We start from the raw sequence: 19,993 nt of genomic DNA, 5'->3' as shown, positions 1-19,993 counted from the left end.
TTGAACCCTCCCTTCCGAACGCTTTAGCCCCCACTTACTGGTGGAATGAAAGCAACTGTATCTCCATCAGATAGAAGCGTGTCATCATCGGCAAATTCTTCATTGACCGCCGTCATCACGGTTTCTAGACCTTCCAATTGAAAATCCACCTTCATTTTTCCTTTTAGCTCCGCCACACTCATTCCACTTCCCTCTATAGAAAGAGTCTCTTTGCCTAGCTCATCTTTCAATTGGGCAAATAAAAGTACATTAATCATCAATATCCCCCTTTTCCGGTTTCCCCGATGGATATGGAACGGTTTCCAACTGGTTTCCTACCCATGTCTCCCCATCTTCCCAGTGTTCTTTTTTCCAGATCGGGACGATTTCTTTAATTCTTTCAATCGCATACCTGTTCGCCTCGTATGCATCATTTCGATGTGGCGTACTAACGGCAATAACCACTGCGATATCCGTGATTTCAAGTTTACCTACACGATGGGTGATCGCCGTTTCTGCATCAGGCCAACGTTCCTTGATCTCAGATCCGATTTGCTCCAATTTCTTGATGGCCATCGGCTCATACGCTTCGTAAATTAAGAAGAGAGTCTTTTTTCCTTTCGTCATTTCCCTCACTGTACCAATAAAGGTCGTTACGGCACCTGCATTTCGCTTGACTACTTTATCAATCACTTCCTGGATGACAATCGGCTCTTTTGAAATATTATTATTCATGTCTACCATCCTTTATATATAATTCAGTTTGATCAATATAACCTGCCTCTTGATAATCTTCCATTGTATTCATATTGAAAAAAAGGTATTGAAAATGTTCAGGATTCTCGCGATATAACTTAAAGTCGGTTTCTTTCATGACTTTCACCGAAATCTTTTCTAAAAATAGACTCATTTTTAATTCGTGTTTTAATAAACACTCCGTCAATGCAGGAAGGCACCTTTTATGGTAAACAGCAAAAAGCGGCTGGAGCCTGCCATTTATTTCTGGAACGACAGCATCGAATTCAGGTTCATGATGGGAGATGATATCCTTTATGGCTTCTGCACTCACAAACGGCATATCACAGGCTGCAAGAAACTGAAGCTCCGTTTTCGATGTGGTCAACCCTGCATGCAATCCGCCAAGCGGGCCTTGATCTTTATGTAAATCCGGAATGAGCGGAAGTTGCAGAAAATGATATTCTTCAAAAGTATTCGTAATGACCATGATGTTTTCTGATACCTTTTTCAATTCGGATGCCACTCTTGAAATGTTCACAACGCCACCTATGGTCAACAGGGCCTTATTCACTCCCATACGACTTGATTTCCCACCAGCTAAAAGCAACATTGTCCATTCCACAAGAATCTCCCTCCCTTTTTGGGTTTAATCCGGCATAGAACGGTAAAGCTATACTAAATGTGTCCGCTATATTTAAATATTTTAAATCAACTTTGAAAATAATGACACCTTCTCAAACTTTACTTTGTATATCAAAGGATGGAAAGTGGGGTCCAAAGCTAAAAAAGCAGGCAACCCGTCCATCCGATTTCCAGAATTCCAGGTCCGAAAAAATGACTTATGCGTAACCATTGCAATTCTTTCTCTAAGACACTCATAATAGGGTGAAAACTAAGTTTTACATAAAAGAAATTTTGGTATATTCTAAAAATAGGATATTAACTGGTATGCTGATAATATCGAAAACTAATTCTCCTGAGGAGGTCACATAATGACTATGAAAAGAGCTATGACAGTTGCCGGATCGGACTCGAGCGGCGGTGCTGGTCTTCAAGCAGATTTAAAGACATTCCAAGAATTCGGTGTTTACGGTATGTCCGCTTTAACGACAATCGTGACGATGGATCCGAAGAATGGCTGGTCGCATAATGTATTCCCTACGCCGGTCGAAGTTTTGGAAGCCCAAATCGAAACGATTTTATCAATCGGCATTGACGCAATGAAAACGGGAATGCTTGGATCAGTGGAAATCATTGAACTTGTTGCCCGTAAAATAGACGAGCTGAAGCTGGACAAAGTCGTAATCGATCCAGTTATGGTATGTAAAGGTGAAGATGAAGTATTGCACCCTGAAACGGCCGTAGCTCTGCGGGAACTGCTTGTTCCACGTGCAACTGTAGTCACGCCAAACCTGTTCGAGGCCGCTCAGTTAGCGGGAACTGCGCCTATCAAGACGATTGATGACATGAGGGCTGCAGCTGAGAAGATTCATGCACTTGGTGCAAAATATGTCTTGATCAAAGGCGGTAATAAGCTGGATCTTGATAAAGCCATCGACCTTTTATATGATGGAAAAGAATTCGAAATCCTAGAATCAGAAAAAATCGAAACGACCAATACACATGGTGCCGGCTGTTCTTCTTCTGCAGCTATTGCAGCCCAATTGGCCGAAGGGAAAAGCCCGCGTGAGGCTATCCTCATTGCTAAAGACTTCATTACCGAGGCGGTTCGCCATTCTTGGAAGATGAATGACTATGTTGGGCCTGTCAATCATGGTGCATACCATAAATATGGAATTGCGGAAAAAACACAAAAATAAAACATCAAGTTTAATGGCTGCTCAAATTCATCGAGCGGCCTTTTTCGCTTTTTTTGCTTTTATTTAGTAAAATGGAAAGAAGGAAAAGCTTATCTAGCCGCCCAGTTAAGGAGGAAATTATAGAATGAAACCTATAGACCGTACAGAGGTGCAAAATGCCATTGATTCTTTCGCAGGACAAGATGTATATCTTCACCTTGAAACGACAAATGGCGCCTATGCCACTCATGTAGATGAAGCTTTCTTTTCGGCAGGTGCCTATATTCGTAATGCTTTTATACAGTATGAACATGGGAAGATAGTTGGGGATGGACCCTACCGCATCGGCTTGAAGCTCAATATTGGCTGGGTATATGCAGAAGGCGTTAACCACTTCGAATTGGATGAACAGGGGAGATTGCTATTGGCAGGCCTTGATTTTTCCGGAAAGCTCGCTGTCTCCATGCAGCTCAGTCCCACTCCCTTTGAATGATGACAACTTGCTTGATATATATCATATGATTCCGATGAAAACTCCCATTCACCAATAACCATACTCACTGTAAGTAGAACGGAAGGAGAAATATACCTTGGAAAAAGAACGCCATGTATTAGTTATATTCCCACATCCCGATGATGAAGCATTCTCGGTCTCCGGAACGCTTGCCCTTCATAGAGAAGCGGGCACTCCTGTCACCTATTTATGCTTAACTTTAGGAGAAATGGGACGTAATTTAGGAAACCCTCCATTTGCAACAAGGGAATCGCTACCTAAAATTCGTAAAAAGGAATTGATCGATGCAGCAAATGCGATTGGCATCCAAGATTTACGCATGCTTGGATTGCGTGATAAGACAATTGAATTCGAAGATGATGAAAAGCTGACTTCATTATTTACCGATGCCATCAATGAATTGAACCCTTCATTGATCATTACGTTTTACCCAGGATACAGTGTCCATCCAGACCATGAAGCGACAGCACGTGCTGTGGTTCGGGCAGTGGAAAGGATGGAAGAGAAAGAGAGACCTAAACTTCATTGTGTCGCCTTCTCGAATAACTGCATTGACGAATTGGGACAGCCTGACATCATCCAGGATATCTCTGCCGTCGAAGAAAAAAAGGTAGCTGCATTCACTGCCCACCGTTCGCAAACGCAGGCAATGGTGATCGATTGGAAAGAGAAATTCGAAAATCAGGATGCAGATTTTCTGGACTGGATCCGCAAAGAACGATTATGGACCTATAAATTTTAAGGAAACCGCCAATAGGCGGTTTTTTTGTTTATGGCATAAAAAAAACGCCTGTCGATTACAGGCGGAGAAAAGGGGGATACTTTGGAAAATCAATCATAATATAAGCATCCCCAAAATTCTTCGTTTTATACAAACCTAATCAAAAAAATTAGGCGGACAAGCGTTTTTCATGCTGCATTTTCGTTCTTGCCGAGGCCTTTTTTCCATGCGCCAAGAAATAAATGCCAATAAGTATGAATGCAAAGATCGACATTCCCATGAATAACCCTTTGAACCCTGTAAATGGAATAAGGAATCCCAATAGGAACGGGCCGACACCAATACCGAAGTCATACATTGTAAAAAACGTGGATGTGGCTAATCCCATCCGATTTGATGGAGCTTCCTTAATCGAAATCGCTTGACAGCTTGATTGGAACGTACCATACCCGACTCCGATAAAGGCGCCGGCAATCAGAAGCGTAATACCGTGATGGGATTGGCTGAGGATGACCATACCGACGGCAAATAGTAGTAGCGATGGGTAAATGACTGCATTTTCCCCCTTCACATCAAACATACGTCCTGTAAACGGACGGGACGCCAAAAGGAATACAGCAAATACGACGAAGAAAAAGCTTGCCGCATCCATTAAATCCATTTCCTTTGCAAAAGACGTTAAATAGGACAAAATGCTCGAATAGGTAAATCCGGCAAATCCGATAAAAATGGAAATGGGCAGTGCCCTTTTCTCAAAGTAATCACTGATTTTAAACCCTTTTTGTGTTGAAGCTCCACCCTTTTCCCCTTCAGGCACATTCATGAATAATGATGCAACTAAAGAAAATGCGGCAAATAAGGAGGCTGCATAGAAAATGATGGAATAACTGAAATGCTGTGTTATCAGCAATCCAATAAACGGACCGAATGCCATTGCCAAGTTTGTACTCATGGCAAAGTAACCTGTACCTTCCCCGCGTCTTTCATTCGGAATGATATCTGCAGCAATCGTTCCAGTCGCCGTTGTGGCCAGGCCAAAAGCAAAACCGTGAATAAGCCGGTCAATCAATAAGAGGGATAAACCATTCACCAGGAAATAGCCAATGGATGCGATCAGGAATAGAACCAATGATCCAAGCAACATCTTTCTGCGGCCAATCTTGTCAATTTTTTTCCCTGCAATCGGTCTGACAAGCACAGCCCCGAGAACAAAAATACTTGAAGCAAGTCCTGCTTGTGCTTGCGACGCATGAAAGTTATCCATCGTGTAAATGGTCAATGTCACCATCAAGACATAAAAAGTTAAAAATAAAAAAAAGTTCGCAGACGAGACAATCAGGAAGTCTTTCGTCCACAGTTTCGGTTTGTGATTCATTTCAATCCTTCTTCCTTACTATTGTTTTAATTTTTCCTTCAGGAAAATCAGCGTTCGTAACGTTGCCTCTCGATCCTCTTCAGCCAAACCGCTCATTAATTGAAGTTCAAATTCTTCAACTACCTTTTTGGCCTCGTGATAAGTCCTTAAACCCGACTCCGTTAACTGTATTCTCCGTTCCCGCTTATCTTTCCCTGGGACTTGTTCAATCAAATCAAGTTCTTCCAACCGGTTTACCGTCCTGGTTACCGTCGGTTTCTCCACATCTAGATATGTGCTTATTTCAACAAGTGTAGAACAGCCAAACTGACTCAGATAATATACAATCGACCATTGGGAATGAAAAAGATCAACCTTGGCCAATTGTTCATTTAACTTTTTGGTAAATGACCTCGAAAATTGTAAGTTATGATGAAAAAAACCATTATTAAAGGACAAAGGTATTCCTCCTGTAAATTAGTTACCTAGGTAACTATACACCCATTCATTAGAAATGTCTAGCTTTCAGCTGAACGAAAATAATCGTATGAACACTGTTTCCTCAGCTTCTCCATTGCTTCAGGACAAAATTCAGGAGGTTCATGCTTTTAATTGGAAGTTTGGTGAGAAACACTGTGTATTTGGAGTAAATACCCGTGGGTTTGGACGTTACTCGTGAATTTGGAGCGAATACTCGTAAGTTTCGCGCTTTTACTCGTGAGTTTGGAGCAAATACTCGTGAGTTTCACGCTTTTACTCGTTAGTTTGGAGCAAATACTCGTGAATTTGGCGAAATCGTATGGGGCAAATCGGGGCCATGTCATGCTCTTCGTGGTCGATGCTTCGAGGCCATAAACAAAAAGGAAACCCCGCTATTAAAAAGCGGGGCGTCCGATATTCGATCCTTGCGATGCAGAAGGATTTCATTCGAACAAATCCACATCTCCGAGCTTCTCATGATAACTTCAGGGCATATTTCCTTTTAAGCTAGATAGTGGCAAACGAAAAAGTTTATCATCCTTTTCATCAGGATTTCCTCGGCCGTCCGTATTATTGCTTATGAAATAAAGGAATTCTTCATCAACGAATACATCACGTATCCTTCCTGAGCCTGTAATGATATTAGTCAGTTTTCCGCTTTTTACATCATAACTCTTAAGCGCTTCGCCCCTTAAGGCTGCAAAATAGAGCTTTCCGTCAAAATAGGCCATGCCAGATGGAGCCCACGTATTCTCACCGGAATGAATCAATGGTGTTACCATATCAGGTTTTTGCTCATCGCCCTCTATATCTGGCCAGCCATAGTTCTTACCTGGATCAATTTTATTTAATTCATCGTGTGCAGAATCTCCGTGTTCACTTTCATATAACTGTCCTGCTCCATCCCAGGCCAGACCTTGTGGATTGCGGTGACCGTATGAATAGACGTATGAATTCCCGAAAGGATTATCTTTCGGAATGGTGCCATCCAGGTTCATGCGCAGAATTTTCCCGCCTAAAGAATCCAGGTCCTGTGCGATTTCAGCCTTTCTTGCATCGCCTGTTGTTGCGTATAGCTTATCATCCGGTCCAATCTTGATCCTGCCGCCATGGTGGTAGTCCCCGCTTGGTATTCCGTCGATTAAGGTCTCCATCTCCTGCCATTTATCATCATTTTTTTCTAAAACGACGATTCGATTGATGGAATCCCCGCCTTCTTCATAGGTATAATAGGCGAAAGCTTGCCCGCTCTTAGAGAAATCGGGAGCTAGCAAAAACCCAAGCAACCCGGCTTCCGCTTTAGCTGACAATGTCCTTTTAAGGTTGACCTTTTGCCGTGTCATCTTATCCTTGTCCAATTCAACGATTGTTCCTGCCCGCTCTGACACATACATTGTGTCGCCATTCTTCTGGATCGACCATGAGGCCTGCAGGTTCGTTACAAGCACATCCGGGTCTCCCCCTATAGTGCCCGTCTCTTCTTTGACAGGATTCGGCTGAGGTTTGCTGTCGCCATCTTTCATGTTACAACCAGTTAAAATCAAAGCCATAAGGAAAAAAAAGAGCGATTTTTTCAAAATCTTTCCTCCTTCGATTCATGAGTTTAATAGGCTGACTGTTTAAGCACCTTTAAAATGGCCTCCGCGACACCGGCTTCATCATTCCTTCCTGTTATTTCATCACACAGTTTTTTAATTTCGAGCGGGGCATTTCCCATTGCGACAGACAAACCTGCCCGTTCAAACATGGATATATCATTATAATTATCCCCGATAGCCATCGTTTCTTGCATTGAGCCGGATTTTCCATTCACGTATGTTTCAAGTGCCGTACCTTTTTGAGCTGTTTCACTCATGATTTCCACATTTTCGCGTCCCGATGAAGTGACTGTAACTCCCTGTCCTTTCAATTTCGAAGCAATTTGATTTAATAAAGTTAAATCCTTTGAGAAGCTAAGAATTTTATAATATTCCTCATTCGAACGGCTGAATAACTCGGAATAATCGGAAATGGAAGTTACCTGTCCAAGCTGTAAACGCTGCTCCGCATATTTCCGCATGTTCTCAGGGTCAATGTCAGGGTTCGCTGTAACGAATACATCAACCAAAACAGATATTGCATTTTCATAGTCTTTAGAATAAATCCCTTGGCTCGTATATATTTCGAAATAAATCCCTTGTTCTTCGAGGAATTCAGCGACCATTTTGGCAGTGGCAGCTGACATTGGATTGGAAGCGGCAATTTTTCCGTCCTCCGTGAAGATGGCCGCACCATTTACACAGATGACAGGGCAAACGATGCCAGCTTCATCCAAGGCGAACCTAGCTTCCACATAAGATCTTCCAGTAGCAATGATCACTTCCACACCCTCGCTTTGCGCCTTCTGGATGGCATGTTTATTTTCCTCACTGACTTTTTGCATTTTGTTTAGCAATGTTCCGTCCATATCAATCGCAATCGTCTTAATCAATTCAATCGGCCCCTTTTTTCAATATAATCCCTATTTTAACCGAAAGATCGTGGATAAACACGTTTAACAAACCCGTATATATTCTTGGTGTGACTTCAGTCATTAGAAAATTCGATTATGTAAATAAATAAACTGCACCTAACTAAGATAGGTGCAGTTTGTTTTCTTAATGTAGAATCGTTTTTCTATCCACATCTTGGGCACGTTCAATAATCTGTTCGTGGATGTCTTTTTGAATGTCATCGATTGCTGTAAAATCCATTGCTTTTACATAAATCCTTTCGAGTTCGTCATGCAGCTCTTTTGCCTTAGCCAGATTTGCTGTCGCTTCATTCATTTTCGTCCGGTACCTAGTGGAAACATCCTTTAACTGTTCGGCATATATTTCATCTGTTCCCGGCAGGATGGCCGTCTTATATATATCAATGATTTCATCCCCTCCACAACTCGGGAAATATTCATGCGGCGATGTGCTGTCAAATATGGCGATTCCAACCTCCCGGACGATTACCATGTCCAAGCTATGCGGATCGAAACCACAATGATATATTTCCACATCAAAGCCTCTTTGCTCCGCAGCTTTTGCTATCTTCTTCAGCATCGTTGATTTACCGGAACCTGGACGGCCCTTTAAAAAGTACCGTTTTTGTATTCCCTCAGTAATATTGGGGATGAAATCAACTGCACCCTTTGGTGTAGCTGCACCTAAGAATCGGTGACGAACATCCGACTTTTTATTAAGGACGATATCTCTATAAAAGCTTTCTATCAATTTATTGGTCAACCCATTCAATTTTGCGAAATCAATATTTGCCTTATAAATGTCTTCCCATTCATCATGTATTTTCAATGCTTCAGCGAACAAGGCATATGCCTTATCGAAACTCTTGCTTCTCGCATTCGTCAACTTTATGATGGCCGCTCTTTCAGAAGCCAACTGCTGGGAATCCCAGGCTGCTCCTAGATTGACATATTCCTCAATGGCCCCTGGTGCCTTCGGTTCAATCACATGCGGGGCGGTCCCATCCACGATCCCGATTTTCAAAGCCGGTATGATGATTCCATCAATGGAATCATTATCGGATGAACAATGTAAATACTCGATGTCAAAGCCTTTATCCAGCCATTCTTGGCCGATTTTTTTCATAATGGTCGATTTACCGGAACCAGGTCCGCCTTTTAATATGAATAATCTTTCTAGACCTTTTAAATTGGAATCATATAAACTATAAAAACCTTTAGCCGTATTGCCCCCAGCAAAATAATTCATCACTTTTCCTGTCACTATCACACTCTCCCTCACAATACAGATATGACTTCAAGACAGCGTATGATGAAAAGACCCAATAGGTGAATACCTAAAGGCAAACAGTTTATTTTATGAGGGCTACAGATTCCGCTTGGGTGACTTCCAGGAATTCCGACGGTTTTAATACGATCTGTGTACCGATTTTCCCTCCACTTACGATGATTTCAGGCAGGTTTGTTGCACTTTCATCGATAAAGGTCGGGTATTGCCTTTTCATTCCGATCGGGGAACAGCCTCCCCGAATGTACCCTGTGTATTTTTGCAGATCTTTAACCGCAAGCATTTCAATTTTTTTTGCACCTGCGGCCTTCGCTGCCTTTTTCAAGTCCAGTTCGGTTGCTACAGGGATGACAAATACGTATAGCTGCTGCGGTCCGTTATGGGTAACAAGCGTTTTAAAAACGGTTTCCGGCGCTTTTCCAATCTTGTCCGCAACAGTGATCCCGTCGATTTTTCCATCGCGGGCATCATAACTCATCATGCCATACTCTATACGTTTGTTATCAAGAATTCGCATTGCATTCGTTTTACTGGCTCCCATAAGAAAATTCCCCTTATCGTTTTCTTCCATCTTACCATTTTAAAGACCGGGCAAAAAGAAAAGCACAGTGCTTATTCATCTGTGCTTTCCCTAAAATTTATTCTAAGTGGCGTCTTTGGAAATCAGCGATCCTCTTGTAGTCGCCTTCCAATTGCCTGCTCACGGATAAATAAATCGACATTAACTCTTCATACACTTTAACGTTCTCTTCGATTGGGACAAGTTCATTCGTTTCACCAACCATACCCTCAACCTCATCAAGGCTTTCGATTTCGCCTAAAGCGTATAATCCAATAACGGCGGCACCTAAGCTCGAACTCTCAAAGCTTTCAGGAATTGTCACGTTTTGATTGAATATGTCAGCCATGATTTGGCGCCAGAGCTTCGAGCGGACAAATCCGCCGCTTGCATGAATCTTCTCGGGAGCACCAGTCAGCTCCTTTACAGCAATAAGGACGCTGTACAAATTATACATCACACCCTCCAGCACTGCCCGGACCATATGGTCACGAGTGTGATGTAGCGCCAACCCAAAGAAGGAGCCCCTTGCATCGGCACTCCATAATGGTGCCCGTTCCCCTGCCATATACGGGTGGAATATCAACCCATCTGAACCAGGTGCAATATTAGAAGCCATATCCGTCAGAATCTCATAGGAGTCCTGTCCCGAAGCCTTCGCTTTTTCGATTTCCATACGGCCCAATTGATCGCGAGCCCATCGGAAGGTGATTCCCCCATTGTTGACCGGTCCGCCGATTACCCAATGATTCTCAGTAAGGGAATAGCAGAATGTCCTGCCTTTGGGATCGGTAAGCGGCCGGTCACTGACGGTCCTTACCGCACCGCTCGTTCCGATTGTCACTGCCAGAACTCCTGGCTTGATTGCGTTTTGCCCTAAGTTGGCAAGCACGCCATCACTCGCGCCAATCACAAACGGGGTACTAGCATGAATGTTCATTTTTGCAGCTAATTCCTCACTTAAGCCTGAGAGGATATGGGTCGTAGGGACAAGCGCCGGCAGCTTGTCAGCCCCGATTCCAGCGATGGTGAGTGCCTCTTCATCCCACTTCAGGTCATTCAAGTTGAACATGCCCGTTGCAGAAGCGAGCGAATAATCCATCACATACTCATTGAAAAATTTATAGATGATGTATTCTTTTATTCCTATAAATTTTTCCGTTTCGTTAAAAATCCCGGGATGCTCATTTCTTAACCACATTACTTTCGTGATTGGCGACATTGGATGAATGGGTGTTCCCGTTCTGTGATACAATTGCATCCCCTGTTCCGAAGCCTTCAATTTCCCCGCATAGGCAACACTTCGATTATCTGCCCATGTAATGCTATTCGTCAGCGGGTTGCCGTCTTTACCAATTGCGATCAAGCTATGCATCGCCGAACTGAACGATATGAAGCCCAGTTCTTGCTTTTCTATTCCGCTTGCAATCATAACCTCGCCTATTGCAATGATGACCGCTTTATAAATTTCCTCGGGATCTTGTTCCGCAACGGAAGGAGTTGGACTGTGAAGAGGATATCCCCTCGAACAAGATTGGACAACCTCCCCCCCTTTAGAAAAAAGAACGACCTTCGTACTCGTCGTACCAATATCGATTCCCATCATATAACCTGAATGTCCCATATTTACATCATGCTCCTTTCTCTTAAACAATTGAATTCAATAGTAAGATTAGGATAAGTGAAACGACTGATATAATCGTTTCCATAACCGACCAAGACTTTAACGTTTGCGTGCCTGTTAAAAAAAGCTTTTTGATCATCCAAAATCCGGCTTCACCCCCATGCATTTTTAAATGCACCGCCGGCTCCAATAATCAAGATGATGGATCCAGTGGGGCGAGGCAGGGTGCCATGAATTGGCTTAGTTCTTCTTTATTAAAACCTTTAGCTCAACCTAATGTAAAGAATGAAACAACCACAGAAACATAAGGGGATGATCGGTTTTCCAATGAAGGCAATCCCATCATCCAATATTGAATCTTCACCAAACACAGCACCGAAAGCTCCGATCAACATTAGTAAGAACGGCATTAAAATCATGATCAAGGAAATGCCGAAACCTGGGTGCTCACGGTTATGTATATTGGAGAATTGATCCGCTAACCCCTCGCGTGCTTGTCCATCCATTCTTTTAGATATGCAGGAACCAAAAACAGGTCCAGTTAACATGGGAATTCCTATTTACACACTCGGCCATCGCCTTTCCATGCATGGCACCTAAACCGACAAAGAGTGCTATCTAACCAAAATTATTACCTGCCCCTGTCTGAACAGCATCTGCAACATCCGGAATATCCATACGTGCGATAATCCCTAAAACGACGGAGGCGAGAAGTAACGCACTACATGGGTGCCATTTTACTTTGGCCATGGTAATGATCAAGAAAACTAAACAACTTAAATCAGGAAAGGAATGCATAAAGGTATGGCTCTCAAAGAAAAAAGCATCGAACCAGTTCATTGTGAACTAAACTCGATACCTGATTCAGTCTTGAAATATCATTCACCAATAAAAAGAGGACCGGATCGGTGCTTGATTTCTTCCTCCAGTTGTTCAGGATAAGCAATGAGGAAGCATGTGGATGGACCTGATGATTTTGCAATATCGACTTTATTACTAATATGCACGGAAACACCTTCACCATTTTGATCCAGATGCCCCCATTCATATGCTATCCCTTTTGAACCGATTGGAAGTGCCTGAACACCTTCCATTTCACAAAGGCTTTTATATAAAGATAACGGCGCGACCCAATCTTGCTGTTCCATTACTTCTTCTCCAACGAGCGGCCTGCCGATCAGAGCTATTTTCCGTTTAGGATGCTGCTTTTTAACGGATTCATTCGTTCGTTTACCGATCACCATAAGTCCAAGTGCTGATTGAAGAAGCGGCATGTTACTTTCAGTGCTGCCTGTAATGGGGAGATCCTCCATTCCCAATTCATTCAGCCCCTTCCTGACACCCCTGGTCAAGTCCTCCCAGGCTTGATCGCCGCAAAAATTATTTAGAACGACTGATACTGGACTCCCGCCAACGCCCAAACATTCCATGACGGCAACCCGAAAGGAATAATATCCAACGACCTCATAAGGGACATGGACAAGATCTTTTTCTTTCAGGCCGATTCCGCCGCTATTATCACTTGAAATAATCAAAGAATCTGATTCGGAAAATGGCAAAATCAATGAATCATTCATTCTGCGAGTCCATCTTTAAAAATCATTTTTTTCAAGACAGGCTCCAAGCGTGGCAGTAAAAGGCCAGCCAATGCTACATTTACCGCCGTCGCTGCCGTCAATCCCGGAACCAATAACGTGTAAAAACCAGGGCTGATCAGAAATGCGAAAGGCAGGGCTAAAACGAAGGCATTACCGATAAAGAAGAGGAAAAATGCGCCTATTTTTTTTCCGTTTATATATAAAATGCTAAACATCCATGTCAGGACCGCCATTTCGACCATGATCAAAAAGTGGAATGGCCCAAGTGGCATTCCGCCGAATAACGCTGAAATGATATGGCCAAGCCCAGCTACAATAGCCCCCGATACCGGGCCAAGTATGACAGCCGCCAAAAGGGCCGGAAAACTATCCAAAGCGATACTCCCGATCGGGGAAGGGATTTTAATCATTGCCCCTACCGCCGATAAGGCAATGAATATAGCAATTGCACTAATTTTTCTTACATCCATGTTTACTCTTTTTCCTTTCTTTTCCCTCCACGGAATACATTTGCGCTGCGGATATATTCCACATCTTTCACACCAAGACGGAAGTTGATCACACGTGCAACGGCAAAGAAATAATCCGACAAACGATTTAAATATTGAAGTGATAATGGTGAAACGGCCGCACCAGACTTGATCAATGAAACGACCAATCGTTCCGCCCTTCTTGTAACGGTACGGGCGATGTGAATGGTTGCAGCCGCTTTTGAGCCGCCAGGCAGGATGAACTTTTCCAATTCTGGCGCTTCAAGTATGAAGGCATCTATTCGTTCTTCCAAATAGGTAATGGCCTCCTCCGTCAGCTTTTGTGGGGCCTTCTCGGAAACGGTTGCCAAATCACCGCCGCAGTCAAACAGCTCATGCTGGATTTTCTCTAGATCGGCCAGTACATCCGTAAATATCGCTGAATCCAATTCTGTCACCGCAAGACCGATATAGCTATTCACTTCATCGACCGTTCCATAAGATTCAACACGGATGTCATCCTTATCAAGTCGACCTCCGATTACGCTTGTTTGTCCCTTATCCCCTGTACGTGTATAGATTTTCATCCCAATTGCCTCCTCTACTTTATTTGCTGGTTCATTCCATACCAGATGATATCAACGCGACTGGATATGGATGCTACATCTTGAAAGACCCATCCGCAGGCATCGCGCCATCTGCGATCTTTTGCTTCGATCGGGACAATGCCTTTGGAAATATCAGAACCGATCACAATGCAATTGTGTTCATCCTTTTCTTTCTCCCATATTCGCCAATCAGCCATGATTTCCTTCCATCTTTTTCGAATCGAATCTGAATCCATATTTTCTGCATCTTGTTGAATCCATGCATCCAACCCTTGCAATACAACAGTCTTGCCTTGAAAACCAATCAATTCAGGCGGTTCTTTTCGATAACCGGACAGCCAAAGGACATCATTTTCCAAACCATACAATTGCTTTACCCATTTAGTTTTCCCATTATAGGCGCCTCCTGTAACAAAGTGCAGCGTTCTCCCCTCCTTAAGCTTTCCCGGTCTTCCCATATCAGCTCATAACCCTTGCCATGGGAAATTCCCCAATCAAAAAAGGACTTTTCCTTCGGTGCATGGCGGACCAGTAAATCACGAATTACCCCTCCATGTGTCATTATGGCAATTCGGTTCTCCTTACAGGCAATCAAATGGTTCCAGCCATTATTCACACGCTCGGAAAATGCCGGATAGCTTTCACCCCCGGGCACAAGGGCCTCCATGGGACGTTCCAGCCAATTAAGATAATCTCGATCTGTCTTCAACTCATGATACGTCCGACCTTCCCAACTGCCGAAGTTCATTTCACGGAACAAAGGGTCTTTGACCGGAACTGCATGTGGAAACAGCAGTCGTGCAGTTTCCACACAGCGGGGCAAATCACTGCTGTGAATTTTTTCATACTTTGGGTAAGAGCCTCTTAATTCCAGTATTTCCTTTTCTCCTTTGATGCTTAATGGGGAATCGGTCCAGCCCAAGTAGGCCTTTCGCTCATTTGCTTCCGTCAGCCCATGGCGAAGTAGTGTAATAGCCACAATATCAGCCATAACCAAAGCTCAACCCCTTCCACTGATGCCCCCAGTACATCCCCCGTTATCCCACCGAACCAACTGACGACTTTACGTTTTATATAAACCAGGAAAAATACTGCAGCCAGACACATGATGAAAAATAAGGTGACAAGCTTAAAATCGATGATCCAGGCAACCGCCAGACTTACAAGGAGGTACAGCCAATAAATGGGCAAACTGCTTTTCTTTACTGCACTTTGAAAAAAAGCACCGAGCCCCTCTTTTTTAGCCAGCGGCATCCGGATGAGCAAATAACCCATCACGCATTTGCTTAGGAGTGGAAGGGCAATGATCAAGAAGTATGTCCATTCATTAACCCTTTCGACAATTTCATAGATAAATAGAAACCGGGCGGCCAATAGGACTATGACGGAGATGACACCGAATGCACCTGTCCTGGAATCCTTCATGATTTCCAATCGCCGCCCTTTATCCTGATAGGAAAAAAAAGCATCACTTGCATCGATCCAGCCATCGAGATGCAAACCTCCCGTCAATGCCATCGTCAAAAACCAAAGGAAAAAGGCAATGGCAAGCGATGACAATGGGGTCCATTCCACGAGCGCATACAAAACACCGCCCAATATCAAGCCTAGCAAAAGACCTACCAATGGAAAGGTTTGAATGGCACGGTGAATATATTTCTTCTCCATCGGAAGCTGCTTCTTTATTGGAAAAACCGTAAAGAACTGCAGGTTAATTAAAAAACCGATCACTCCGCTCATTCCTGCATGCACCCTTTCTTCCGCAATGGAATTCCCGCTTCAACAAGATAGGCTTCATCGGCCTGCCCGACGATCGCTTGATGAAGCTGGCCCAGTGTTTTTCCGTATATATGAAGGAAGTCATCCTGGAAAATCGGTTCCTGCACCAATTCATTGCTAACGACTATTAAACAGCTGGATTGTTTTCTTATCTCATTGATTCCGGTTATTATTTTTGAAAAAATGCTATCTAAAAATTCTTTTTCAAGCGGAATACCAGGGCCAAATAGCTCGTTATCAAGCAGGGTTGTCAGACAATCGAGCAGAATGATGGAATCCTGATCAATGTCCTCCCCTATCCTTGTAATATCCGTTGCGTATTCGGAAGTTTTCCAAGCAATCGGGCTGCTTTCTCTATCCTTCCGGTGCCGAAGGATGCGTTCACCCATCTCCACATCACTGATACGGCCACAGGCCAGGTAATGCAAGTTCCCATCCGTTTGGAGTGCATACTCCAGTGCTTTTCTTTCTGCGAAGCTGCTTTTTCCGGAACGGACACCCCCGGTTATAAAACAGAGCCTTGCTTTCTCCACTGTCTTACCCCCTCCATCAATGCTTCGTTATCATGTTCACTCTTCACTGCAAACCGAAGCCACCTTCCATCCAAACCGGGAAAATTATAGGTATGACGCGGTACGATTCCTTTTTTCAGCAAAAAGGGGAAAAGGGATAAGGATTCATCTTTCACCAAATAAAAATTGACTGTGCTATCGGAGACATTCAACCCTTGCTCCTCATAAAACCGGAATAGTTTTTGCTTTTGCCATGCAATATATTCTCTTGTCTTTCTCATATAAGCCTCTTCTGCAAGACAGATTTTCCCTACTTCAAGTGCCACATGGTTAACGCTCCAATGCGGTTTATAATTTCTTACCCGTTTTATGATGTCAGGTGCAGCAAGCAAATAGCCCAGTCTCAAACCCGGAATTGCAAAGATTTTAGTCATTGATCTTAGAATGAGTAAATGTGGAAATACATTGATTAAAGAAGCATAACTAAAGGCATCCTCAGTAAAATCATAAAAAGCCTCATCCAGGACTACCAGGCAGTCCGCTTTTTGGCATTCAATGATCAATTCCCTAACTGCATCCCGCTTAAATGAAACACCCGTCGGATTATTAGGCGTACATAAGAAAATTGCATCATATCCGGGTAATCGGGGAATCAATCGATCCAAGTCCAATTGCCACTCAGGAGCATCCAACTGGTGAAAATCGACCTTACATCCTGCTGCCAAACAAGCTTCAGCATATTCCGCAAATGCCGGCTGAATGATTAGCACCCTTTTATTGGCTAATCCGTTCGCTACCAACATGATGATTTCAGCACCGCCGTTCCCCATCAAAACGGATTGCTCAGGAAGCGCTTCTTTTTTTGCCATTGTTTTTGTCAGTTCAATGGCATGCGGATCTGGGTATTGAAGGATTCCTTCAAAAAACCCAGACCACTGTTCCTTTATGCATAAAGGCGGACCCAATGGATTGATATTAGCACTGAAATCGATAATCGATTCAGGCATCTCGATTTCCAGCGCTTCGTAAAGATAATGAGGATTAGAGCCATGAGAAGGTAATGTCAAGAATAAGTCCCCCTAGCCATAGCATCAGCAGAAATAGAAAAGATGACCGATGCATGATGGCAATCGTTTTTGGTATATGTTTTGCTTCCAATCGAACAAGCGGAACTCCCATCCTCGCACGGTCGGAAACAATTCCTTTGTACATATTCCGGCCTCCAAGCTGTATTCCCAAAATGGCAGCAACACCTGCTTCACACCACCCGCTATTCGGGCTTGGATGTTTTTTTGCGTCATTGAATAATATCTTCCATCTGGCACCGAATCCATGATGGCCAGATTTCGAGCTTAGCAACATCAGGAATCCGGTGAGGCGGCTGGGAATCCAGTTGACGATATCATCGAGCTTGGCTGAAGCCCAGCCGAATTGCCCATATTTATCATTTTTGTACCCTACCATGGAATCGCAGGTATTAACCGCCCTGTACATCATCGCGAGCGGCGCACCGCCAAATGCTGCCCAGAACATCGGTGCCGTAATCCCATCACTGGTATTTTCCGCTACGGTTTCCACGGTGCCCCTGACTATTTCGGATTCATCAAGATCAGCAGTATCACGGCCAACGATATAGGAAAGCTTTAGCCTTGCTTCAGGAAAATCCCGTTCATTAAGCGGATTGCAAACATCCATTCCAGCTTGCTTCAAGCCCTTCTGAGCTATCGTAGTGGAAATGACAACAGCTTCCCAAAGGATGCCTGCAAGCGGGTGGATCCGATAAGCCAAATAGACGGTAAGACCAGTAATCAATATCACCGCCGATACGACGGTGAACAACATGAAGAATCCATTCCGTTTCTTATATGCCCCTCTATTGAATGCCAGGTCCAACTTGCTTATCATCGTTCCTATCCATTTGACTGGATGCGGCCAATTTGGCGGATCACCAATTAATAGATCAAGGAAAAATGCCAGCGTAACTGCAAAAAGATGATGATAAATCATAAATCCTCAATCCGTTTCCGAGTATTCTTTAATGCTTCCACTGTACAATCATAAACACCGCGGCTGATCAGCTTCCCTAACGGAGTGATGGTGCCCGCATATTGAAGCTTTGCCCCTCTTTGAGTTGCCGCAATCAAAATGCTGTCTGTCGATGTTCCTGTTGCACATGTATTTGTCACCTTATCCATGACATGCAAATCATGAAGCGCTTTTACTTTTGCCTCGGTCGCAGTAACTATGCTGTGGATGAAAGCCTCTTCTGCCAAATGCCCATTTACGAATATCCAAGTATTTATCGTTCCTGGAGCGGAACTCCAAGAATGCCGGTCTGCTAAAGAAGCGTCGATAGCATTTCCTACACCAGCCGTCACGATAATGAAAACCGAGAAATCTTCAGCTCTTAATAGCTTGAAAGCAACCGTGTCGAGAAAGACGGCGGTCATCATCCCTACCGTTTCCTGAGGTTCAAAACCATGAGTCTTTAAATAGTCGGCCATTTCAACATGATGATCCTCGCAATCATAGCCATGATGGACGTGCCTATTCACAAAATATTTATGCCAGCCCGTCCCTGAACCAGTCACTCCAGAAGACATCGTTCTAAGTGGAATCGGTGAATCCAATTGAATCATCTCAGGACCGACTGTCAAATAGGAACCATCGATTTCCAATGGGATAGTATCATGGCCATGCCTTTCCGGAACGATGAACATCTGCGGTTTCGGAAGGGCGGGATGTGGATGTTTTTCGATCGTCGTATGATATACATCCTGAATCCGTTCCTGTTGGAGCACTTCGTTCGGCACATCAACAACCTGAATCTGCCCTTTCTCAAGCAACATAAGCCGATCACAATACAATCCAGCCAAATTCAAATCATGAAAAATTGAAATAACGGTCAAGTTCTGCTCTTTTGCCATTTTCCTCATTAGATCCAGAAGATCTTTTTGATAGGAAAGATCCAAGTGGTTCGTAGGTTCATCCAAAAAAAGGATTTCTGGCTCTTGGGCAAGTGCCTGTGCCAGCAAAACCCTTTGTCTCTCCCCTCCTGATAATCGTTCAAAATGAAGATCCTGAAAATCAGCTACTCCCGTTTGTTCCATAACTCGTTGGACAATCGATTCATCTTCTGCGGACCAACTGTGGAACCAACCTGATTGATGGGCATATCGACCAAGTGAGACCGTCTCTTTTACTGTATAGGAGAAAGCTAATGAGGAATGTTGGGGGAGCACAGCAATGACCTGTGCAAGTTGTTTTGACGAATAATCCTTCAAATCCCTACCTCTAATCCGTACGCTTCCGCCTTTATAATCGAGCACCCCGCTAAGCATGCTTAAAAGCGTCGTTTTTCCGCTGCCATTTGGACCAAGAATCCCGAATAATTCCCCTTTATGTACATCAAAAGAGACAGAGTCCAAAACAGCTTTGTTATGATATCCACCTGTTAACCCTCTTACTTCAAGCATCCG

At 43.6% G+C, this 19,993-nt stretch carries 26 protein-coding genes; 3 read left to right on the top strand and 23 right to left on the bottom strand.

The features are described from left to right. Positions 1 to 23: 23 nt before the first annotated feature. From moaD to mobA, 3 genes are read right to left on the bottom strand one after another with little or no spacing between them, the layout of a single operon-like run. Entirely contained in the window at positions 24 to 257 is a 234-nt protein-coding gene (gene moaD, locus ACFRAK_RS00495) for a molybdopterin converting factor subunit 1 (protein ID WP_387601446.1), read from the bottom strand. After that, positions 250 to 714, bottom strand: a complete 465-nt coding sequence (locus ACFRAK_RS00490; protein ID WP_387601449.1) for a molybdenum cofactor biosynthesis protein MoaE — start codon at positions 712 to 714, stop codon at positions 250 to 252. The genes moaD and ACFRAK_RS00490 overlap by 8 nt, the downstream gene beginning before the upstream one ends. Then, positions 707 to 1,339, bottom strand: a complete 633-nt coding sequence (gene mobA / locus ACFRAK_RS00485; protein ID WP_394571146.1) for a molybdenum cofactor guanylyltransferase — start codon at positions 1,337 to 1,339, stop codon at positions 707 to 709. Before mobA ends, ACFRAK_RS00490 begins: the two co-directional genes overlap by 8 nt. Positions 1,340 to 1,709: 370 nt before the next feature. On the opposite strand from mobA, the gene pdxK reads away from it, so the two are divergent. The 3 genes from pdxK (at position 1,710) to bshB2 (ending at position 3,772) form a co-directional block, all read left to right on the top strand. Beyond that, on the top strand, positions 1,710 to 2,537 hold the full coding sequence (pdxK, locus tag ACFRAK_RS00480; RefSeq protein WP_181762157.1) for a pyridoxine/pyridoxal/pyridoxamine kinase: 828 nt from the start codon (positions 1,710 to 1,712) through the stop codon (positions 2,535 to 2,537). Positions 2,538 to 2,661: 124 nt separating this feature from the next. Further along, the gene (locus tag ACFRAK_RS00475) at positions 2,662 to 3,009 is read left to right on the top strand and encodes a YojF family protein (RefSeq protein ID WP_076368396.1); all 348 of its coding nucleotides are present in this window, start codon (positions 2,662 to 2,664) and stop codon (positions 3,007 to 3,009) included. A gap of 97 nt (positions 3,010 to 3,106) precedes the next feature. Then, positions 3,107 to 3,772, top strand: coding sequence for a bacillithiol biosynthesis deacetylase BshB2 (gene bshB2, locus ACFRAK_RS00470; protein WP_098370231.1), 666 nt, complete (start codon positions 3,107 to 3,109; stop codon positions 3,770 to 3,772). A gap of 148 nt (positions 3,773 to 3,920) precedes the next feature. On the opposite strand, the gene ACFRAK_RS00465 is transcribed toward bshB2, so the two are convergent. The 20 genes from ACFRAK_RS00465 to ACFRAK_RS00370 form a co-directional block, all read right to left on the bottom strand. Continuing rightward, positions 3,921 to 5,126 carry an MFS transporter gene (locus tag ACFRAK_RS00465; RefSeq protein WP_387705007.1) on the bottom strand — a complete coding sequence of 402 codons (1,206 nt, stop codon included), beginning with the start codon at positions 5,124 to 5,126 and terminating at the stop codon, positions 3,921 to 3,923. A gap of 18 nt (positions 5,127 to 5,144) precedes the next feature. Then, the gene (locus ACFRAK_RS00460) at positions 5,145 to 5,564 is read right to left on the bottom strand and encodes a MarR family winged helix-turn-helix transcriptional regulator (protein WP_228467576.1); all 420 of its coding nucleotides are present in this window, start codon (positions 5,562 to 5,564) and stop codon (positions 5,145 to 5,147) included. Positions 5,565 to 6,070: 506 nt separating this feature from the next. Then, the gene (locus ACFRAK_RS00455) at positions 6,071 to 7,162 is read right to left on the bottom strand and encodes a PQQ-dependent sugar dehydrogenase (RefSeq protein ID WP_387601462.1); all 1,092 of its coding nucleotides are present in this window, start codon (positions 7,160 to 7,162) and stop codon (positions 6,071 to 6,073) included. 26 nt (positions 7,163 to 7,188) lie between these two features. Further along, the gene (locus ACFRAK_RS00450) at positions 7,189 to 8,055 is read right to left on the bottom strand and encodes a Cof-type HAD-IIB family hydrolase (protein WP_387705011.1); all 867 of its coding nucleotides are present in this window, start codon (positions 8,053 to 8,055) and stop codon (positions 7,189 to 7,191) included. Positions 8,056 to 8,221: 166 nt separating this feature from the next. Then, positions 8,222 to 9,340: a PRK06851 family protein gene (locus ACFRAK_RS00445; protein WP_387601467.1), complete on the bottom strand. Its 1,119-nt coding sequence runs from the start codon at positions 9,338 to 9,340 to the stop codon at positions 8,222 to 8,224. An 88-nt stretch (positions 9,341 to 9,428) separates the two neighbouring features. Beyond that, a complete protein-coding gene (gene ybaK, locus ACFRAK_RS00440; protein ID WP_063234213.1) occupies positions 9,429 to 9,905 on the bottom strand; it encodes a Cys-tRNA(Pro) deacylase in 477 nt (158 codons plus the stop codon). 97 nt (positions 9,906 to 10,002) lie between these two features. Next, the gene (gntK, locus tag ACFRAK_RS00435; protein ID WP_394571145.1) at positions 10,003 to 11,547 is read right to left on the bottom strand and encodes a gluconokinase; all 1,545 of its coding nucleotides are present in this window, start codon (positions 11,545 to 11,547) and stop codon (positions 10,003 to 10,005) included. Positions 11,548 to 11,569: 22 nt separating this feature from the next. After that, on the bottom strand, positions 11,570 to 11,713 hold the full coding sequence (locus tag ACFRAK_RS00430; protein WP_387601590.1) for a GntT/GntP/DsdX family permease: 144 nt from the start codon (positions 11,711 to 11,713) through the stop codon (positions 11,570 to 11,572). 97 nt (positions 11,714 to 11,810) lie between these two features. After that, positions 11,811 to 12,095, bottom strand: a complete 285-nt coding sequence (locus tag ACFRAK_RS00425) for a GntT/GntP/DsdX family permease (RefSeq protein WP_387705015.1) — start codon at positions 12,093 to 12,095, stop codon at positions 11,811 to 11,813. A 70-nt stretch (positions 12,096 to 12,165) separates the two neighbouring features. Further along, on the bottom strand, positions 12,166 to 12,387 hold the full coding sequence (locus ACFRAK_RS00420) for a GntT/GntP/DsdX family permease (protein WP_387705017.1): 222 nt from the start codon (positions 12,385 to 12,387) through the stop codon (positions 12,166 to 12,168). 38 nt (positions 12,388 to 12,425) lie between these two features. Beyond that, positions 12,426 to 13,124 (bottom strand): ATP-binding protein, encoded by a 699-nt coding sequence (locus ACFRAK_RS00415; protein ID WP_387601478.1) that lies wholly within the window; start codon positions 13,122 to 13,124, stop codon positions 12,426 to 12,428. After that, entirely contained in the window at positions 13,121 to 13,615 is a 495-nt protein-coding gene (locus ACFRAK_RS00410; protein WP_387601481.1) for an ECF transporter S component, read from the bottom strand. Before ACFRAK_RS00410 ends, ACFRAK_RS00415 begins: the two co-directional genes overlap by 4 nt. 2 nt (positions 13,616 to 13,617) lie before the next feature. Further along, entirely contained in the window at positions 13,618 to 14,202 is a 585-nt protein-coding gene (locus ACFRAK_RS00405; RefSeq protein WP_063234218.1) for a cob(I)yrinic acid a,c-diamide adenosyltransferase, read from the bottom strand. Between the two features lie 14 nt (positions 14,203 to 14,216). After that, a complete protein-coding gene (locus tag ACFRAK_RS00400) occupies positions 14,217 to 14,591 on the bottom strand; it encodes a bifunctional adenosylcobinamide kinase/adenosylcobinamide-phosphate guanylyltransferase (RefSeq protein ID WP_387601484.1) in 375 nt (124 codons plus the stop codon). A 5-nt stretch (positions 14,592 to 14,596) separates the two neighbouring features. Continuing rightward, positions 14,597 to 15,214, bottom strand: coding sequence for a histidine phosphatase family protein (locus ACFRAK_RS00395; RefSeq protein WP_387705021.1), 618 nt, complete (start codon positions 15,212 to 15,214; stop codon positions 14,597 to 14,599). Then, on the bottom strand, positions 15,172 to 15,963 hold the full coding sequence (gene cobS, locus ACFRAK_RS00390) for an adenosylcobinamide-GDP ribazoletransferase (RefSeq protein WP_387705023.1): 792 nt from the start codon (positions 15,961 to 15,963) through the stop codon (positions 15,172 to 15,174). The genes ACFRAK_RS00395 and cobS overlap by 43 nt, the downstream gene beginning before the upstream one ends. Continuing rightward, positions 15,960 to 16,535 (bottom strand): bifunctional adenosylcobinamide kinase/adenosylcobinamide-phosphate guanylyltransferase, encoded by a 576-nt coding sequence (locus ACFRAK_RS00385; protein ID WP_387705025.1) that lies wholly within the window; start codon positions 16,533 to 16,535, stop codon positions 15,960 to 15,962. The genes cobS and ACFRAK_RS00385 overlap by 4 nt, the downstream gene beginning before the upstream one ends. Further along, positions 16,508 to 17,581: a threonine-phosphate decarboxylase CobD gene (gene cobD, locus ACFRAK_RS00380; RefSeq protein ID WP_394571144.1), complete on the bottom strand. Its 1,074-nt coding sequence runs from the start codon at positions 17,579 to 17,581 to the stop codon at positions 16,508 to 16,510. Before cobD ends, ACFRAK_RS00385 begins: the two co-directional genes overlap by 28 nt. Further along, entirely contained in the window at positions 17,556 to 18,521 is a 966-nt protein-coding gene (gene cbiB, locus ACFRAK_RS00375; RefSeq protein ID WP_394571143.1) for an adenosylcobinamide-phosphate synthase CbiB, read from the bottom strand. Before cbiB ends, cobD begins: the two co-directional genes overlap by 26 nt. Continuing rightward, the gene (locus ACFRAK_RS00370) at positions 18,518 to 19,990 is read right to left on the bottom strand and encodes a heme ABC transporter ATP-binding protein (RefSeq protein ID WP_394571142.1); all 1,473 of its coding nucleotides are present in this window, start codon (positions 19,988 to 19,990) and stop codon (positions 18,518 to 18,520) included. The genes cbiB and ACFRAK_RS00370 overlap by 4 nt, the downstream gene beginning before the upstream one ends. Positions 19,991 to 19,993: the final 3 nt, after the last annotated feature.

Source organism: Peribacillus sp. NPDC056705 (assembly GCF_043656335.1).
The sequence above is the reverse complement of the archived record's forward strand: the minus strand, read 5'-3'. Positions and strand labels throughout refer to the sequence as shown.

What these genes read in the sequence shown, in the direction of transcription:
- ACFRAK_RS00395 (WP_387705021.1), bottom strand. Translation starts at nt 15,214, where the DNA reads ATGGCTGATATTGTGGCTATTACACTACTTCGCCATGGGCTGACGGAA.
- cbiB (WP_394571143.1), bottom strand. Translation starts at nt 18,521, where the DNA reads ATGATTTATCATCATCTTTTTGCAGTTACGCTGGCATTTTTCCTTGAT.
- ACFRAK_RS00415 (WP_387601478.1), bottom strand. Translation starts at nt 13,124, where the DNA reads ATGAATGATTCATTGATTTTGCCATTTTCCGAATCAGATTCTTTGATT.
- ACFRAK_RS00430 (WP_387601590.1), bottom strand. Translation starts at nt 11,713, where the DNA reads ATGCATGGGGGTGAAGCCGGATTTTGGATGATCAAAAAGCTTTTTTTA.
- gntK (WP_394571145.1), bottom strand. Translation starts at nt 11,547, where the DNA reads ATGGGACATTCAGGTTATATGATGGGAATCGATATTGGTACGACGAGT.
- cobS (WP_387705023.1), bottom strand. Translation starts at nt 15,963, where the DNA reads ATGAGCGGAGTGATCGGTTTTTTAATTAACCTGCAGTTCTTTACGGTT.
- ACFRAK_RS00465 (WP_387705007.1), bottom strand. Translation starts at nt 5,126, where the DNA reads ATGAATCACAAACCGAAACTGTGGACGAAAGACTTCCTGATTGTCTCG.
- ACFRAK_RS00490 (WP_387601449.1), bottom strand. Translation starts at nt 714, where the DNA reads ATGAATAATAATATTTCAAAAGAGCCGATTGTCATCCAGGAAGTGATT.
- ACFRAK_RS00420 (WP_387705017.1), bottom strand. Translation starts at nt 12,387, where the DNA reads ATGAACTGGTTCGATGCTTTTTTCTTTGAGAGCCATACCTTTATGCAT.
- ACFRAK_RS00475 (WP_076368396.1), top strand. Translation starts at nt 2,662, where the DNA reads ATGAAACCTATAGACCGTACAGAGGTGCAAAATGCCATTGATTCTTTC.
- ACFRAK_RS00425 (WP_387705015.1), bottom strand. Translation starts at nt 12,095, where the DNA reads ATGTTAACTGGACCTGTTTTTGGTTCCTGCATATCTAAAAGAATGGAT.
- ACFRAK_RS00370 (WP_394571142.1), bottom strand. Translation starts at nt 19,990, where the DNA reads ATGCTTGAAGTAAGAGGGTTAACAGGTGGATATCATAACAAAGCTGTT.
- ACFRAK_RS00410 (WP_387601481.1), bottom strand. Translation starts at nt 13,615, where the DNA reads ATGGATGTAAGAAAAATTAGTGCAATTGCTATATTCATTGCCTTATCG.
- ACFRAK_RS00405 (WP_063234218.1), bottom strand. Translation starts at nt 14,202, where the DNA reads ATGAAAATCTATACACGTACAGGGGATAAGGGACAAACAAGCGTAATC.
- pdxK (WP_181762157.1), top strand. Translation starts at nt 1,710, where the DNA reads ATGACTATGAAAAGAGCTATGACAGTTGCCGGATCGGACTCGAGCGGC.
- ybaK (WP_063234213.1), bottom strand. Translation starts at nt 9,905, where the DNA reads ATGGGAGCCAGTAAAACGAATGCAATGCGAATTCTTGATAACAAACGT.
- moaD (WP_387601446.1), bottom strand. Translation starts at nt 257, where the DNA reads ATGATTAATGTACTTTTATTTGCCCAATTGAAAGATGAGCTAGGCAAA.